The sequence below is a fragment of the Corallococcus sp. AS-1-6 genome, from assembly GCF_020037015.1.
Taxonomy (GTDB): Bacteria; Myxococcota; Myxococcia; order Myxococcales; family Myxococcaceae; genus Corallococcus.
Genome location: NZ_JAIQDE010000001.1, coordinates 290,318 through 305,560 on the forward strand (window position 1 = coordinate 290,318; position 15,243 = coordinate 305,560).

Below are 15,243 nucleotides of genomic sequence, written 5' to 3' on the forward strand. Positions count from 1 at the left end.
GAGCGTCCGCTGGAAGTGAGCCGCCCGTGGGTCAGGCGCTCCGGGGGCGTCCCCGGAGGGGGGTTACTGGCGCGGCTTCACCGGCGTGGTGGCCGCGGCGGCGGGCGTCGTCACCTTCTGCGCCACCTCCGCCGGACGGCGGCGGATGACCAGCGTGCGGCGGCTGGCGAACTCGGTGCTCTCGCGGGCCACCACCAGCACGTTGTTGTTGCCCTCCTTGAGCGCGAAGTCGGAGGTGAACTTCAGCGTGTTGGGCTCGCCGCCCTTGGGATCCACGGCCTTGAAGTAGACCTTCTGGTCGTTGACCAGCACGTAGACGTCCAGCAGGCCGTTGGGGTCCTTCACCGCGCCGGTGAGGGTGAACTTGTCGCCGTTCACCACCACGCCGCCGTGGGACGGATCCACGTCCAGCTTGATGTCCGGCGGCTGGTGCGTCGTCGTGTAGGCCACCGTCTTGGGCGCCTGGGCCTTGCCGGTCTTCACTTCCTTCGCGTCCTGCGTGCGCACGAAGGCGAAGCGGTCCTTCTCCAGCGAGACCTTGTAGTAGCCCTTGGTGGTGGCCTCCAGGGCCAGCGTGGCGCCCTGCGGCAGCTTCGCCACCGGACGCGCGTCCGCGGTGGGCGAGGCGAACAGCTCCGCCTTGTCGTTGAGCTTCACCAGGCCCTTCTTCGCCTCCAGCGGGGCCACGGGGCCGTCCTTCACGGGCAACTGGAGCTTCTCCAGGACGAACTCCTCCAGGGGCTCGTCGAGGATGGCCAGCTTCAGCGGGAAGGTGTCGCCCTTGAAGCCCTTCTTCAGGGACACTTGGAAGCGCGCCGTCTTCGTCTCGCCGGGCTTGATCTCCCCCAGCTTGAAGCGGCCCTTCTCGATGAAGATGTTCGCGTCGCCGCCGTTCTTGATCTGCGCGAACGAGTCCAGCGCCGGGCCCGCGCCCGTGTTGGTGACGTCCATCACCACCGTGACGTCCTCGCCGCGCTGCACGACGCCGTCGCCGTTGCACTCGGCGCAGTCATCCACCACCTGCCAGTTGAAGGCGAACGTGGGGCGGGGCAGCTCCACGAAGGACAGCTCCGACACCAGCGTGTCGCGCAGCGGGCCGTTGTCGTCGAACAGCTTCACCTTCACGTCGTCGCGGCGGCTGGTGAGGTCCTTGGGCAGGCGCACCTGCACCTTCCAGGACTTCTTCTCACCCGGGGCGATGGCGCCGAAGAGGAACTCGCGGCGGTCGAGGAACGCGTTGTCGCTCTCCGTCCAGCCACGCACGCGCTTGAGCGGCTCCGTGCCCTTGTTCTCCACGTTGATGACCATGTCCAACTGCTCGCCGGCGGCGATCTTCGCGTCGGCGCCCGGGGAGAAGCTGGCGTCCAACTGCACGTTCTTGGGCGTGGGGCCGGGGGTCCAGTCCAGGCCGAGCGCGGCGATGGCGTTGTTGATGCGCTGCTCCTCCTCGTTGCGCTTCTGCTCCACGAACGCCTTGCCCTTGGCGATCTGCTCGTTGCGCTTCACCGCCGGGACCTTCAGGACGAAGTCGCGGGCGAACTGGACCTCGAAGTCCTCCTTGATCTCCTCCTGGGACTCCGCGTCGAGCTGGTCGTCCAGGTCCTCGCCCTGGCCGGCCACGTCCACGTCCAGGAGCGGATCATTCTGGCCGTGCTCCTTCTTGTCCTTGGCGCCCGGCTTGGCGGCGACCTTCTCCTTGGGCTCCTCCTTCTTGGCGGCGGCCTGGGCGGCCTTCTCGTCCACCTTCAGGTACTTGAGGCTGGTGCCCGGCTTCTCGCGGTCCAGCACCTCTTCGCGCTTCTTGGCGACGGTGGAGGACTCCGGGTTGCCGAAGTGCTGATCCAGGTCCGCCTCGCCCATGGACTTGCGCGGCGCGAACACGTCTACGCGGTCCGCGGTGACGCGCGTGGGGACCAACTGGATGTCCGGCACGATGCCGACCTCCTGGATGGAGACGTCGCCCGGGGTGAGGTACTTGGCGATGGTCAGCTTGAGCGCGCTGTCGTCCGGGAAGTCGTAGAGCACCTGCACGCTGCCCTTGCCGAACGTCTGGCGCCCGATGATGACCGCGCGGTCCAGGTTCTTGAGCGCGCCCGCGACGATCTCGGACGCGGAGGCGCTGCCCGCGTTCACCAGCACCGCGATGGGGTAGTTCTCCTCGCCGTCCGTCATGCGCGCGCGCTTCTCCTCGCGCAGCTTGTCGCTGAAGCCCACCGTCGCGACGATGGTGCCCTTGGACAGGAACGTGTCCGACACCTGGATGGCCTGCTCCAAGAGGCCGCCCGGGTTGCCGCGCAGGTCCAGCACCAGGCCCTTGAAGCCGCCCTTGGCGTCCGCCTGCTTGCGGATGTCCGTCAGCGCCGCCTCCAGGTCGCGCGTGGTGTTGCCCTGGAAGTTCTTCAGGCGCACGTAGCCCACGCCGCCCGCGAGCAGCTTGTGCTGCACGGACTCAATCGAAATCATGGCGCGCGCCACCGTCATGTTGCGCGGCTTGTCCCAGCCGTCGCGCTCCACGGTGATGGTGATGCGGCTGTCCACCGGGCCGCGCAGCTTGGACACGGCCTCGTTGAGGTCCATGTTGACGGTGGACTCCTCCCCAATCTTCTTGATGCGGTCGTCCTTCTGGATGCCGGCGCGCGACGCGGGCGTCTTGGGCAGCACCTTCACCACGGTGAGGTTGCCCTCCTTCATCTGGATGACGAAGCCCAGGCCACCGAACTCACCCTTGGTGGACAGCTTCATCTCCCGGTACAGCTCCGGGCGCAGCAGCACCGAGTGCGGATCCAGCGTGGAGAGCATGCCGTTGACGGCCGCGTACTCGATGTCCCGCGTCTCCTCGATGGGACGCATGTTCTTGGACAGGAAGTCGAACACGTCCTTCAGCGCGAAGGACATCTTCCACAGGGAGTCCACGTGGGAGATGTCGAACTCCTTCTGCTTGCCGTTGACGTTGACGTTGAGCTTGCCCGTCTCCGGGTTGCCGTCCACGAGCACGTCCGGGACGCTCTTCTCCACGTACTCCAGGGAGGCGATCATCATCTCCTTGGGCTTCACCCGCTTGGGGTCGACGTAGTTCTCCTTCACGTAGAGGATGACCTTCGTGAGGACGCGGAGGCTGTTGAGGTCGTGAGGGGCCTTCTCGCCCTTGCCGGCGGAAGGCAGCGCGCCGTCCCAGGAGTCCTGCCCCGCCTCCGCCGCTCCCACGGTGAGCGGGAGGGGCGCACGGTCACTGCCTGCGAATGCCCAGGCCCCCAACAGAACGGCGACGGCGGTGATGCGGCGGAAGATACGCGGCATGCGGTTCATCCAAGCTGGGGCGCGAGAGGCGTCCCGGGTGATGCGTGAAAAGCCCTGTGAATCCGAACGGTTCAGCGTGAGCCAAGGGACCTGGCAGCGGCCGGGCAAGCCTAATCACGGCTTCCTGGTGCTTCAAGGCGTGGCCTTGTCACTAGCGACCGAGAACGTCTGCCGCAGGCAATGCGTTCCCAAAGCGGCCTGGACGTACGGACACCCGGCATGCCCCTTTATTTCGCGCTCAGCCCCGGGCGTCCGGCGGCGGGGGCAGGTCCCCGGCCTCCCGCAGGGCCCGGTAGAGCAGGGTGCCCCCGACGATGGCCACCGGGAGGAAGAAGGTGTTGAGGATGGGGACCCACAGGAGCAGGTAGACGCCCGCGCCGAAGCCCAGGCAGAGGGCCCGGCGCTCGCGCAGCATGCGGCGCACCTCGGCGAAGGGGTACAGGTGGCGCGTCATGGGCGCGGCCAGGTGCTCCGCCGCCATCCAGAGCATGGTCCACAGGCTGGCCAGCACGGTGAACGCCACGCTGCCCAGGCCCGGGACGAGGTTCAGCGGCAGGAGCACCGCCAGCCCCAGGAAGAGCAGCGCCAGCCGGGCGAGCGTGTGCAACAGCCCCGTTGTCAAACCCCGCAGGAAGGAGGCGGGGGAGAGCACGGCGTCCGCCCCCGCACACTCGGCCTCGGTGGCCTCCGACACCGGGTCCTGCAGCGGGGTGAGGAGGAGTGGAGGCACCACGTTGGCGCCCACCACCCAGGCGACCAGCGCGCCCAGCACGAGCGCGGTGTACCAGCCGGCCTGTCCGTACCAGGACTCGGGGCGGGCCCACACGGACTCCAGGAGCCCGGGGGCGTAGCGGTAGAGCAGCACGGCCAGTCCCACCAGGGTGATGGCGGTGAGGACCGCGCACAGGCTGGAGAGGAGGAAGAGGCGGCGCGAGCGGAAGATGAGCCCGAAGGCGCGGCCGAGCACCCCCATGCCCTGGAGGAAATCCGACAGACGGGGCCGGGGAGACAGGGTGGGGACGGGGGATGCAGGACGCATGGGGTCGGGGTGCTCAAATGAGGGCAAGGGCCACGGGCCCCGTTATATAGGGCGCCCACATGTCCCTCGACCTCAAGCGCGTGGCCTCCGAGCCCCTCACTTCCGCCGCCCCCCTGGTGGAAGAGCTTCGCAAGGCGGAGAAGCCCCGGACCGAGCACCGGCTCGGGCTGGAGCACGAGAAGTTCATCTACCCCGTGGGGTCCGCCCAACCCGTGCCCTACGAGGGACCGAACGGAGTGGGGGCCCTGCTGGAGCGCCTCGCGCCGGGCGGCTACGAGCCCTTCCGCGAGACGCCCCAGTCGCCGGTCATCGCGCTGCAGCGCGGGATGGCGGCCATCTCCCTGGAGCCGGGCGGGCAGTTCGAGCTGTCCGGCAGCCCGTTCCGCACGGCGCGCGAGGCGCACCAGGAGAACCTGGCGCACCTGAAGGAGACGAAGGCGGCGGCGTCCGGCCTGGGCCTGCGGCTGGTGGCGCTGGGCTACCGGCCGGTGGGCACGACGGGCGAGATGCCCTGGATGCCCAAGACGCGCTACCAGGTGATGCGCCGCACGCTGCCGGAGCGCGGCCGGCTGGCGCTGAACATGATGCTGATGACGTCCACCGGGCAGGTGTCCCTGGACTGGGCGGATGAGGCGGACTGCGTGCGCAAGACGGTGGCGGTGGCGCGCCTGACGCCGCTGCTGGTGGCGCTGTACGCCAACAGCCCGCTCCTGGAGGGCAAGCCCTCCGGCTACATGTCCTTCCGCAGCCGCGTCTGGGAAGAGGTGGACCCCACGCGCTGCGGCTACCTGCCGTCGTGGTTCGACGGCTCGTTCTCCTATCAGGCGTATGTGGACTGGGCGCTGGACGCGCCGCTCCTGTTCCTGCGCCGCGAGGGCGAGTACCGCCACCCGAAGCTCACCTTCCGCCAGCTCATGAAGGAGGGCTACGAGGGCAAGCCGCCGGACATGGGGGACTGGACGGACCACCTGTCCACGCTCTTCCCGGAGGTGCGGCTGAAGAAGGTGCTGGAGGTGCGCGGCGCGGACTGCACCAGCGCGGCCATGACGGGGGCCCTGGGGGCCCTCTGGCGCGGCATCCTCTACGACGCCCAGGCGCTGGAGGAGGTGGAGCTGCTCCTGCCCCGGCTGAACTTCACCGAGCACCTGGCCTTCCACGACACCGCGCGCCGCGAGGGCCTGGCCGGGAAGCTGGGGCCTCGCGAGCTGCACCGGCTGGCCGGGGAGCTGGTGGCCATCGCGAAGCGGGGGTTGCAGCGGCTGGACCCCGAGGACGCGCCGCTGCTGGCGCCGCTGGAGGCGGTGGCGGCCTCGGGCCGGTCTCCGGCGCAGGCGGTGCTGGACGCGTGGAAGGAAGATCCGCGTCCGGAAGTGCTGATGACGCGCTTCGAGCTGTGAGGCCGTGAGGCCGCGTCCGCGGCGGTGTGCCGCGGACGCGACGGGCCGCTAGAAGCGGCCGCCCACGGTGAGGTTGCCGTTGAAGAGGCTGCCCTTGGCCTCGTCGGTGGTGCCGGGGATGGTGGTCAGGTCCTCGCCGCCGACCAGGCGGTAGGTGGCGCGCACGCCGGCGGCCAGGTGGCCCATGCGGTATTCGATGCCCGCGGCCAGCGGCCACTCCACCTGCCAGTCATTGCCGTAGGTGGGCCGTGAGCCCTGGGACGCGTGCAGGTAGCTCAAGCCGAAGCCCGCGCCCACGAAGGGGTGCCACTTGTTGTCGATGAAGGGCCCCAGCTTGGCCACGCCCGAGCCGTTGTTGCGCCAGATGTGATTGCCGCCGAGGACGCGGGCGTCATTGATGGGGATGTTCTGGCCCTCGTAGCCGAACTCCAGGCCGAGGTACTCCCAGGGCTGGGCGTTGGCGGTGATGTTGAAGAGCCCGCCCACGCCCGTTTCATTGCCCAGCTTGCCGGTGTAGCCGCCGAAGCCCACGCCCACGTCCAGACCGGGCGCGAGGTTCTCATTGCCCGCGCTGAACTTGCGTGTCACCTCCGTCGCGTCCACCGCGAGCGCGGGGCCGGCCACGCAGACGCCCGCCACCGCCAGTCCAGCCACCATCGAAGTCCGTGTCATGTCCAGGTTCCTCCTGAGGGAAGTGTGGGACCTGGAATGGAAGCTGGGACGGCGGGGCCCGACAGGGCACCTGCCCGCGCGGTGGAGCCAGGAGGCCGAGGGCCTCAGCGCCGGCCGAAGAGCTTCTTCAAACCGGAAAGCAGGCCGCTCGGCCGGGCCTCCGGTTCGGTGTGGAAGGGCGAGCGGGCGATGAGGGCGTCGCGGGAGGCGTCATCCAGGTCCTCCGTCGCGAGCGTCACGGGCTGCCGCTTCGCGCCGGGCAGGGTGGCGCTGAAGGCGAGGGTGCCGTCGGTGGACAGCTCCAGGTGCACCTCCACCTCGCCGGGGCGCTCCACGGTGAGGGTGAGGGCGCCGAGCCATTCGTTCTCCGTGGCGGTGGCGGCGGTGCCCTGGAAGAAGGCGAGCGTCAGCGGACCGGGGACGGTGACGGGGATGACGAGCGTCTTGGCGGTGGGCAGGCGGGTGTTGCGCTCCAGCACGCGGCGGAAGGTGCCGGCGTCCTCGGCGACGCCGATGGGGGCGGTGAGCACTTCGGAGACGCTGGCGGCGGGCTTGCCGGTCTCCGACAGCAGGAGCGCGTGACCGAGCAGCGCGGCGCCGCGCACCACGGCGGTGCGAGCGTCCACGTCGTCGCGCACGGGCACGCCCAGGCTCTCCTCCAGGCGGCGGCGCACGAGCGGTGAGCGGGACTGGCCGCCCACGAGGAGCACGGCGTCCAGTCCCTGGGGGGACAGGGCGTTGGACTCCAGCACCTCGCGGGTGACGGAGACGACGCGCTGGGCGAGGTCGGCGGTGAGTGCCTCCACGCGCTCGCGGTCGAGCTTGGGGCCGGGGCCGGTGGGCAGGGTGACGTCCACGCTGTCCTGGGTGGAGAGGGTCTCCTTGGTGGACTCCGCGAGGGTGCGCAGGGGGCCCCAGTCGAGCAGGTGTTCGGGGCGGGGGTGGCCCTGTTCCGCGAGGTCACTGACGAGCGCCTCGGCGATGCGGCCGTCGAAGTCCATGCCGCCGAGGGTGGGGTCGCCGCCGGTGGTGACGACCTCCAGGTCGTCGCCGGTGACCTGGACGACGCAGACCTCCAGGCCGCCGCCGCCCAGGTCCACGACGAGGACGCGTTTGCGGGCGAGGCCCCGGCCGTGCGCGTACGCGAGCGCCGCGGCGGCGCTGTTGGTGAGCACGCGGGAGACGTCCAGGCCGGCCATGGTGGCGGCTTCGCGCAGGGCGGCGCGCTGGCGTTCGGTGAAGTGGGAAGGCGCGCAGAGCACGGCGCGCGTCACCTTGCGGCCCAGGTGCGCGGTGGCCGCCTGGTGCAGCTCGCGCAGCAGCATCGCGGTGAGGAGGGTGGGCGCCACGTGGCGGCCATCGAGCTCCACGCCTGCGTCCCCCAGGAGGTCGGTGGCGACGGGGAAGGTGAGCTGCGGGGAGAGCCAGCGCAGGTTCGGGGAGCGGGCGCGCATGCCGAGCAGACGCTTGAGGCCGGTCGCGGCGTGGCGGGGAGCGCGGGCGGCTTCGACGAGGGCGGCGGCACCGACCAGGAACTCGCCGGCGCTGTTCACCGCGATGACGGAGGGGAGGCCCGAGCCGTCGGTGCCGGGGATGGGGATGGGCGTGGCGACGCCGTCGATGAGCGCGGCGACGCGAGCCTGCGAAGTGCCCACGTCGATGCCGAGCACGACCTCCGCCGCCGCGGGCGGGGTGACGGGCACGGCGGGAGCGAGGTCGAAGAAGGTGCGGCGGCGGCTGCGCGCGGTGGTGGCGCCGCCCTGGGCGTCAGCGGAAGGGGGAGGCGCGGCTTCGTCGGTGCGCGGGGACTGGGGGGCTGTGGAGGTTTGGGACGCGGCCGTGCTGGCTTCGCTGGCGCGCGGAGGTTGTGTCGCGGCCGGTGCTTGAGGAGGCGGCTGTGCCGAGGCCGTGGTGGCTTCGCTGGAGCGCGAGGCGTCTGTCGCGGCGGATGCTTGGGAATGCGGCTGTCCCGCCGCTGCGCTGACTTCGCTGGAGCGCGATGCGTCTGTCGCGGCGGATGCTTGGGGATGCGGCTGTCCCGCCGCCGCGCTGACTTCACTGGATCGCGAGGCATCTGTCGCGGCGGATGCTTGGGGATGCGGCTGTCCCGCCGCCGCGCTGACTTCACTGGAGCGCGAGGCATCTGTCGCGGCGGATGCTTGGGGAGACAGTCGTTCCGAAGCCGTCCCTACGGGCGCGGTGGCTTCGCTAGAGCCCGGGGATGCGGCCGCGCTCGATGTTTGTCCCAACGCTGTGCTGATGAGCGCCGCGGCTTCGCTCAATCGCTGGGAATCTGTCGCGGCCGATGCTTGAGGGCGCGGTCGTTCCGAGTCCGCGTTGATGGGCGTGATGGCTTCGCTGGAACGCGGAGCTTCTACCGTGGCCGACGCGCGTGGCTGCGGCTGTGCCGACGCCGTGCTGATGGGCGCCGTGTCTTCGCTGGCGTGCGGAGTTTCTGCCGTGGCCGATGCGCGTGGCTGCGACTGCTCTGACGCCGCACTGATGGGCGCCGTGTCTTCGCTGGAACGCGGAGTTTCTGCCGTGCCCGATGCGCGTGGCTGCGGCTGTTCCGACGCCGTGCTGATGGGGGCGGTGGCTTCGCTGGAACGCAGGGACTCCGTCACGGCCGACGCTTGGGGGGGCGGCTCTTCCGAAGCTGCGCTGATGGGCGCAGTGGCTTCGTTGGAACGAGGCGGCGGCTCCGTGACGGATGCCTGCTGCGAAGGCGTACTGCTCTGTACGGTGGTTTCGCTGGTGGGGGCGGGCTGTGGCTCAGCGGAGGTCCGCGCAGGCGGTTGTTCCGAAGTCGAGCTGTCCGCACCGGAAGTCTCGTTGTTCCGTGTGGGCTGCGCGGCAGCGGATTCGCCTGGCGATGGTTCTCCGGTCGTGCTGACCGGAGTGGCGGCTTCGTCGCCACTGGGCGCACTTGCTGCTGTGGGCTGTGTGGCTTCGCCCGAAGCGGCCGGTGACTGGAGGGGCGTCGATTCCTCGACGGGCGGCTGCGTGTCGGATTCGAGCGCGTTCGAGGGGCCCAACACCGCCGGAGCTGGAGTCTCCCCGGGCGTCACCGTGGCTGGTGCCTCTCCGTGGGATTCCGCATCCAGAACCGAAGCGAGCGCCTCTCCGTGCCCTGGCGCTTGAACCGACGCCGGTTCGAATTCGGATGACGCGTCCACAACGGGCGCAGCCACTGTGGGAGTCGTGTCTTCGGAGGAAGAGAGCGCCGATGAGCCGACGAGCGCCGTCCATGCATCCTCGGTCGGCAGCTCGACCACGACGACCGTTGATGCGTCCTCCTCTTCCAGAGGGTGCGCCGAGACGGGCTCGGGCGCACGGTCCGAACTCGCAGTAGGCGCATCCGCGGAATTCGTAACGGCCTGCGTGTCGAGCTCGGGAACCGTCGCCGGCTCGTCGGTGCCCGTGTCCCCGACAACCTGTTCAAGCGCTGCGCTGAACGGATCCGCGTCCTCCGAGTCCGTGCTGAGCGCACGCGGAAGAGAGTCCGGGTCGATGCCCCATGCGCGAAGGCGCTCGGCCTCCCGTTGGCTCGGCGTCGGTTCCTTCAGGGCATCCGCCGCATGGAACTCCACGGGCTGCGATGTCGCCTGGGAAGAGTCCTCTCCTGCGTCGGAGCCCGTGACTACCGCGGACGTCTCTTCCGGAGGGAGGGGCTCCTCGGTCGAGCCCACGACGGCGCCGAAGTCCGGGACGGTAGAGAAGTGCTCCGCCGACGGAAGCGCTGCTTCGGTATCGGCTCCCTCGGTGTCGGAGTCCTGAGCCGTCCATTCACTGCTCGCCTCTGGATGGGGCGGCTCGTGGGAGCTGACGGCGTCGGAGCCTGATTCCGTCGCATGGGAGTCCGGAGCGGATGCGAAATGGGACTCTGCCGGAGCGGAGGCCTCCTCCGACTCCATGCTGAGGTCGACGTCGAAGTCGAACGACGGGTCGGAGTCCGGCTGCGTCTCGCCGGACACGGCGGTCGCTTCCACGCGCGCCGGTTCCGCTTCTCCTGGCGTGTCCACGAACGCGGAGGCCGTGTCACCAGTCTCCTCCGCCGCGTATTCGGAAACCCACCCGGAATGCTCGGGAGCGTGCGCGGCTCCGAGCACGGCGTTCGGATCAAACGCGTCCACGGATGCCGGAGTGAAGTGGTGCGCGGAGGCTTCGCCAACGTCAGGAGCGCCAGAGGCCACATGTTCCGGCGAAGGCGCATCGTCCTCGCGTGCATCCGGAACGGAGGCGTGCTCACCAGGCACCGCGGATTGCGCGTCCGAGGGAGTCGGGTCCCAGGGCGCTGCCGCCGCGTGGCCGTCATTGGTCTCCGCTGTGCTCGGAGTCGCATCCCAAGCAGAGGCTTCGGTGCCAGCGAACGAAGTCGTCGCGGCGTTCTCGGTACCGGCGGGCGCCTCCGTGGAGGTCGCATCCCAAGCCGGAGCAGCCGGTGCGTCAGCGGTGCTCGGCGCCGAATCCCATGCAGAGGCGTCGGTGAATGAAGTCGCCGGGATGTTCGCGGTACTGGCGGGCGTCTCCCAAGCCGAAGCTTCCGCACGGCCGTCATCGGCCGAGGCTGGATCCGCCGCCCCCACGGAAGCCTCAACGTGCCGTGGATCCGTGGAAGGCTCCGGCGCCATCACGGCCGCGAAGGTGCCGGAGGCCACGGGCGGCCGTTCCTCGGCCTGGACCCTGCTGGACGGCTGGACCGTGAACATCTCCTGGGTCGCCCGTTGCGCATCCACGCCAGCCGGATGCCTCCGGGGCTTCCTCGGGAAGTCCACCGTCGGCAGTGGCGCCAGCTCCTCTTCCTCGTCAGCCGCGTGCTCCGGGAACAGCGACACCGGCTCATCCGGCTCCGCCAGGTCCGGCGGCGGTTCAGCCGCGACGGGCAGCTTCACGGCCGGCAACGTCATGGACGCCTTCGGCGGCGCGGCGCGCGTCCACGGTTCCTCGGGGGCAACCTTCGCCGGAGGCTCCACCGGTGCCGGCGCCTCGCTCCCTGTCACAGGTCGTGCCGGAGTCCGTCGCACCAGCCCCGGCGGCGCCACCTCCGTCCCGCTCCGCCGCGCGACGATGCGGTCGATGAGCGCCTTGCTCGCCGCGTCCAGCTTGGTGAAGCGCACCGTCATCCCGGTGCGCGCGCTCCCCGCATCCGCCTTCAGCACCACGCCTTCACCGCGCAACAGCCGCGTGCCGTCCGCGAGGACGAACTCGAACGCCAACCCCGTGCCTTCCGGCTTGAGCGCTCGCGTGGCCACGAACACCCCACCGCGCCCCACGTTCGAGCCATACCGCTCGATGAACTCCTCCTCCCCCGTGTACGGGAGTCGGATGCGCAGGGGGAGGAGCTTGGGGGCCGGCCCGGTCATCGCAAGGGGATCCGCACGTCCCCGCCGGAGCCCTGCACCACGAGCACCAGCCCATCGTCTTGCACGGCGTCCGGCGGCACCTCGAACAGCAGCGCCACCTCCGTGCGCTGCGCGGGCGCCCACGTGGAGGGCAGGGGCTTCGTGCCGGCCACCGCCTGCGCGTCACGCGCCAGCGGATACGTCTGCCCCTTCGCGTCCGTGAGCTTCGCGCCCTCCAGCGACAGCGGCGCGGGCATCCCGCCCACGTTCTGGGTGATGAGCTCCACGCGCAGGAACAGGTCCTCCGTCGTGAGGCCCAGCCCCGCCTTGCCGGAGCCCTTCACCGAGTGCGACGCCTCCAGCCCCGTCACCTTCATCGCCACCGTGTCCACGTGCACGGTGTCGTTGCGCTCGGGCAGCCGCAGCTTGCGCGGGCCGCTGTCGCCCATGCCCGCGGCCAGGCCCGCCAGCTTCGACTCCTCCGGCTCGCGCTGCGCCGGCCGCGGACGCGTGGCCACGGCGCCGCCCTGCTTCACCCGGTCCGCCTCCGCGCGCAGCTTCTGGAGCGTGCGCGCGTCGGCCTCCTGGCCCTCTTCGGACGTGGAGGACTCCTTCGTGCAGCCCCCCGAGAGGAGGGCCGCCGTCAGGAACGCCAGGGTGCGGGATGAAGCGCGGGGACTCACGCCGGGCTCGCGCCCTTCACCAGCTCGAAGAGCTTCTCGAGCGCCACGGGCAGCTTGTCCGCGTCCGGGCCACCGGCCTGCGCCATGTCCGGCTTGCCGCCGCCCTTGCCGCCCACTTCCTTGGCCATCTCGCGCACCAGGTTGCCCGCGCTGATGCCCTTGGCGACGACGTCCTTCGTGGCCGCCACCAGGATGACGGCGCGGCCGTCCTTCTCACCGCCGATGGCGATGACGCCCGAGCCGATGCGGTCGCGCAGTTGATCCGCCATGCCGCGGAACACCTTGTCGTCCGCGGGGTCCACGCGCGTGGCCAGCACCTTCATGCCGTTGACCTCGCGCGCCTGGTCCAGGAGGTCCTTCTGCGAGGCCGACTGGGCCTTCACCGAGACCTCCTCCACCTTGCGCTCCAGCTCCTTCACGCGCTTCTGGGTGGCCTCGACGCGGGTGGCGACCTCCTTGGGGTTCGTGCGCAAGAGCGCCGCGACCTTCTTGAGCTCGTGCTCCTGCTCGCGCACGAACTGGAGCGCGCCCACGCCCGTCACGGCCACGATGCGCCGCACGCCGGAAGCGACGCCGCTCTCGCTCGTGACCTTGAACAGGCCGATGTCGCCGCTGCGCTTCACGTGCGTGCCGCCGCAGAGCTCCGTGGACTCCGGGTGCACGGTGACGACGCGCACCGTCTCGCCGTACTTCTCACCGAACATGGCGACCGCGCCGGACTTCTTCGCGTCGTCGATGTTCATGACGCGCGTCTGGGCGTCCGCGTTGTCGCGCACCCAGGTGTTGACCAGGTCCTCCACCTGCTCCAACTGCTCCTGGGTGGCGGGGGAGAAGTGCGAGAAGTCGAAGCGCAGGAAGTCCGGCGCGACGACGGAGCCCGCCTGCTTCACGTGCTCGCCGAGCACGCGCTTGAGCGCCTTGTGGAGCAGGTGCGTGGCGGAGTGGTTCGCGCGGATGGCCTTGCGGCGCTCCACGTCCACGGACGTCTGCACCATGTCGCCGACCTTCAGCGTGCCTTCCTTCACCTCCACGCTGTGGACGATGAGGCCCTGCACCGGGCGCTGCGCGTCCTTCACCTGCGCCACGGTCTTGCCGCCGTGCGCGACGATGCGGCCCGTGTCGCCCAACTGGCCGCCGGACTCGCCGTAGAAGGGCGTGCGGTCCAGCACCACGTCCACCGTGGCGCCCGCGGAGACCTGCGGCACCTCCACGCCGTCCTGCACGAGCGCGAGGACGCTGCCCTCGCCCTCGTGGCCCTCGCCCTCGTAGCCCAGGAACTGGGTGGGGGCGGTGCGCGCGAGGACGGTCTGGAAGACCTCCGTGGTGGACTTCTTCTCGCCGTGGAAGTCCTGGCTGGCGGCCTCCTTCTCCTGGAGCTGCTTGAAGCCCTCCAGGTCCACGTCGAAGCCGCGCTCGCGCGCGATGATCTGCGTGAGGTCCCACGGGAAGCCGTAGGTGCCGTGCAGCAGGTAGACGACCTCTCCGGAGATCATCTTGCCGCCGGAGGCCTGGAGCTTGGCCAGCTCCTCGTCCATCAGCTTGAGGCCGCGGTCGAGCGTGCGGCGGAAGCCCTCTTCCTCGTGCTTGGCGACTTCGAGGATGAAGGTGCGGCCGTCACGCAGCTCGGGGAACGCGTCGCCCATGAGCTCGATGACGCGGTCCACGACCTTGAAGAAGAAGGGCTCCTTGATGCCCAGTTGCTGATCACCGTGGCGGATGGCCCGGCGCATGATGCGGCGCAGGACGTAGCCGCGGGCCACGTTGGAGGGCTGGACGCCGTCGGCCACGAGGAACGCGGTGGCGCGGGCGTGGTCGGCGACCACGCGCTGGGACGCGCCGGTCTCCTGCGTGTAGGGCTTGCCGCACAGCTCGCTGACGGTGGCGAGGATGCCCTGGAAGAGGTCGGTGTCGTAGTTGGAGCGCTTGCCCTGGACGACGGACGCGATGCGCTCCAGGCCGGCGCCGGTGTCGATGGACGGCTTGGGCAGCGGGATGAGGGGCGCGTCCTTCTCCTTGCGCTCGAACTGCATGAACACGAGGTTCCAGATTTCGAGCCACCGGTCGCAATCACACGCGACGCCCTGGCACTTGCGGCCCGCGGCCTCTTCCACACAGGGGATGTCGTCGCCCTGGTGGTAGTGGATCTCCGAGCAGGGGCCGCACGGGCCGGTGTCGCCCATGGCCCAGAAGTTGTCCTTGTAGCCGAGCTTCAGGATGCGGTCGCGAGACACGCCCTGCTTCGCCCACAGCTCGAAGGCCTCCTCGTCCCAGGGGATGTTGTTCTCGCCGTTGAACACGGTGACGGCGAGCCGGTCGATGGCCAGGCCCAGGCGCTTCGTCACGAACTCCCAGGCGAACGCGATGGCGTCGGCCTTGAAGTAGTCGCCGAAGGAGAAGTTGCCGAGCATCTCGAAGAACGTGTGGTGGCGCGCGGTGTAGCCCACGTTGTCGAGGTCGTTGTGCTTGCCGCCGGCGCGCACGCACTTCTGCGAGGTCGTGGCGCGGCGGTAGTCGCGCTGCTCACGGCCGGTGAAGACGTCCTTGAACTGGACCATGCCGGCGTTGGTGAACAGCAGGGTCTGGTCGCCAACGGGCACCAGCGAGGAGGAGGCCACACGGCGGTGGGCGCGCTCCTCGAAGAACTGGAGGAACGCCTCGCGAATCTGGGAGGCGGTGAGGGCGGAAGGCATGGTGTGGGTATATGCCACAAGAGGGCCGGGCGCAGCAGTTCCTGGACGGGTCATCCCCGGGCGGACGGAGCATGTAGGCAGGGCTGACGGCCGGGGGCAGGGGAGCGGCCGGGGGCGAGGCGG

At 70.1% G+C, this 15,243-nt stretch carries 7 protein-coding genes and 1 pseudogene; 1 reads left to right on the plus strand and 7 read right to left on the minus strand.

Going from position 1 to position 15,243, the window contains the following annotated elements; all coding sequences use genetic code 11:
• Positions 1-63: 63 nt before the first annotated feature.
• Together K8612_RS01220 and K8612_RS01225 are read right to left on the minus strand one after the other, a co-directional pair.
• Complete coding sequence (locus tag K8612_RS01220; RefSeq protein ID WP_223740041.1) at positions 64-3,306, minus strand: MXAN_5808 family serine peptidase; 3,243 nt, start codon at positions 3,304-3,306, stop codon at positions 64-66.
• Positions 3,307-3,535: 229 nt separating this feature from the next.
• Positions 3,536-4,336 carry an EI24 domain-containing protein gene (locus K8612_RS01225; RefSeq protein WP_223760981.1) on the minus strand — a complete coding sequence of 267 codons (801 nt, stop codon included), beginning with the start codon at positions 4,334-4,336 and terminating at the stop codon, positions 3,536-3,538.
• A 59-nt stretch (positions 4,337-4,395) separates the two neighbouring features.
• Here K8612_RS01225 and K8612_RS01230 point away from each other — a divergent pair, with 59 nt between their 5' ends.
• The gene (locus K8612_RS01230) at positions 4,396-5,733 is read left to right on the plus strand and encodes a glutamate--cysteine ligase (RefSeq protein WP_223760982.1); all 1,338 of its coding nucleotides are present in this window, start codon (positions 4,396-4,398) and stop codon (positions 5,731-5,733) included.
• Positions 5,734-5,781: 48 nt separating this feature from the next.
• Here the strand turns inward: K8612_RS01230 and K8612_RS01235 are convergent, their stop codons facing one another.
• The 5 genes and pseudogenes from K8612_RS01235 to alaS form a co-directional block, all read right to left on the minus strand.
• Entirely contained in the window at positions 5,782-6,405 is a 624-nt protein-coding gene (locus K8612_RS01235) for a hypothetical protein (RefSeq protein WP_223760983.1), read from the minus strand.
• A 104-nt stretch (positions 6,406-6,509) separates the two neighbouring features.
• Positions 6,510-8,108: an Hsp70 family protein gene (locus tag K8612_RS39470; RefSeq protein WP_223761170.1), complete on the minus strand. Its 1,599-nt coding sequence runs from the start codon at positions 8,106-8,108 to the stop codon at positions 6,510-6,512.
• Between the two features lie 3,372 nt (positions 8,109-11,480).
• Positions 11,481-11,768, minus strand: a pseudogene (locus K8612_RS39475) (TIGR02266 family protein); the annotation flags it as partial.
• The gene (locus K8612_RS01250) at positions 11,765-12,430 is read right to left on the minus strand and encodes a hypothetical protein (protein ID WP_223740037.1); all 666 of its coding nucleotides are present in this window, start codon (positions 12,428-12,430) and stop codon (positions 11,765-11,767) included. The gene K8612_RS01250 and the pseudogene K8612_RS39475, both read right to left, overlap by 4 nt.
• Positions 12,427-15,120 (minus strand): alanine--tRNA ligase, encoded by a 2,694-nt coding sequence (alaS, locus tag K8612_RS01255; RefSeq protein WP_223760984.1) that lies wholly within the window; start codon positions 15,118-15,120, stop codon positions 12,427-12,429. Before alaS ends, K8612_RS01250 begins: the two co-directional genes overlap by 4 nt.
• Positions 15,121-15,243: the final 123 nt, after the last annotated feature.

Excerpts from the sequence above, each read along its gene's own strand:
- K8612_RS01220 (WP_223740041.1), bottom strand. The coding sequence starts at position 3,306 with ATGAACCGCATGCCGCGTATCTTCCGCCGCATCACCGCCGTCGCCGTT.
- K8612_RS01225 (WP_223760981.1), bottom strand. The coding sequence starts at position 4,336 with ATGCGTCCTGCATCCCCCGTCCCCACCCTGTCTCCCCGGCCCCGTCTG.
- K8612_RS01230 (WP_223760982.1), top strand. The coding sequence starts at position 4,396 with ATGTCCCTCGACCTCAAGCGCGTGGCCTCCGAGCCCCTCACTTCCGCC.
- K8612_RS01235 (WP_223760983.1), bottom strand. The coding sequence starts at position 6,405 with ATGACACGGACTTCGATGGTGGCTGGACTGGCGGTGGCGGGCGTCTGC.
- alaS (WP_223760984.1), bottom strand. The coding sequence starts at position 15,120 with ATGCCTTCCGCCCTCACCGCCTCCCAGATTCGCGAGGCGTTCCTCCAG.